We start from the raw sequence: 1,624 nt of genomic DNA on the forward strand, positions 1-1,624 counted from the left end.
TGTTCAGTATTCATTGAGCCGAACAAAATCTTAAATTGAAGAGTTTGATCATGGCTCAGATTGAACGCTGGCGGCAGGCCTAACACATGCAAGTCGAGCGGAAACGAGTTAACTGAACCTTCGGGGAACGTTAACGGCGTCGAGCGGCGGACGGGTGAGTAATGCCTGGGAAATTGCCCTGATGTGGGGGATAACCATTGGAAACGATGGCTAATACCGCATAATAGCTTCGGCTCAAAGAGGGGGACCTTCGGGCCTCTCGCGTCAGGATATGCCCAGGTGGGATTAGCTAGTTGGTGAGGTAATGGCTCACCAAGGCGACGATCCCTAGCTGGTCTGAGAGGATGATCAGCCACACTGGAACTGAGACACGGTCCAGACTCCTACGGGAGGCAGCAGTGGGGAATATTGCACAATGGGCGCAAGCCTGATGCAGCCATGCCGCGTGTATGAAGAAGGCCTTCGGGTTGTAAAGTACTTTCAGCAGTGAGGAAGGCAGGTACGTTAATAGCGTGCTTGTTTGACGTTAGCTGCAGAAGAAGCACCGGCTAACTCCGTGCCAGCAGCCGCGGTAATACGGAGGGTGCGAGCGTTAATCGGAATTACTGGGCGTAAAGCGCATGCAGGTGGTTTGTTAAGTCAGATGTGAAAGCCCGGGGCTCAACCTCGGAATTGCATTTGAAACTGGCAGACTAGAGTACTGTAGAGGGGGGTAGAATTTCAGGTGTAGCGGTGAAATGCGTAGAGATCTGAAGGAATACCGGTGGCGAAGGCGGCCCCCTGGACAGATACTGACACTCAGATGCGAAAGCGTGGGGAGCAAACAGGATTAGATACCCTGGTAGTCCACGCCGTAAACGATGTCTACTTGGAGGTTGTGGCCTTGAGCCGTGGCTTTCGGAGCTAACGCGTTAAGTAGACCGCCTGGGGAGTACGGTCGCAAGATTAAAACTCAAATGAATTGACGGGGGCCCGCACAAGCGGTGGAGCATGTGGTTTAATTCGATGCAACGCGAAGAACCTTACCTACTCTTGACATCCAGAGAACTTTTCCAGAGATGGATTGGTGCCTTCGGGAACTCTGAGACAGGTGCTGCATGGCTGTCGTCAGCTCGTGTTGTGAAATGTTGGGTTAAGTCCCGCAACGAGCGCAACCCTTATCCTTGTTTGCCAGCACTTCGGGTGGGAACTCCAGGGAGACTGCCGGTGATAAACCGGAGGAAGGTGGGGACGACGTCAAGTCATCATGGCCCTTACGAGTAGGGCTACACACGTGCTACAATGGCGCATACAGAGGGCGGCCAACTTGCGAAAGTGAGCGAATCCCAAAAAGTGCGTCGTAGTCCGGATCGGAGTCTGCAACTCGACTCCGTGAAGTCGGAATCGCTAGTAATCGTGGATCAGAATGCCACGGTGAATACGTTCCCGGGCCTTGTACACACCGCCCGTCACACCATGGGAGTGGGCTGCAAAAGAAGTGGGTAGTTTAACCTTCGGGAGGACGCTCACCACTTTGTGGTTCATGACTGGGGTGAAGTCGTAACAAGGTAGCCCTAGGGGAACCTGGGGCTGGATCACCTCCTTATACGATGATTACTCACGATGAGTGTCCACACAGATTGAT

The 1,624-nt window shown here is 53.3% G+C and carries 1 rRNA gene; it reads left to right on the forward strand.

From position 1 onward, the window contains the following. The first annotated feature begins 32 nt into the window (after positions 1-32). Positions 33-1,585, forward strand: a 16S ribosomal RNA gene (locus tag RH46_RS18535). The last annotated feature ends 39 nt before the right edge of the window (positions 1,586-1,624 follow it).

Source organism: Vibrio brasiliensis LMG 20546 (genome assembly GCF_000189255.1).
Taxonomy (GTDB): domain Bacteria; phylum Pseudomonadota; class Gammaproteobacteria; order Enterobacterales; family Vibrionaceae; genus Vibrio; species Vibrio brasiliensis.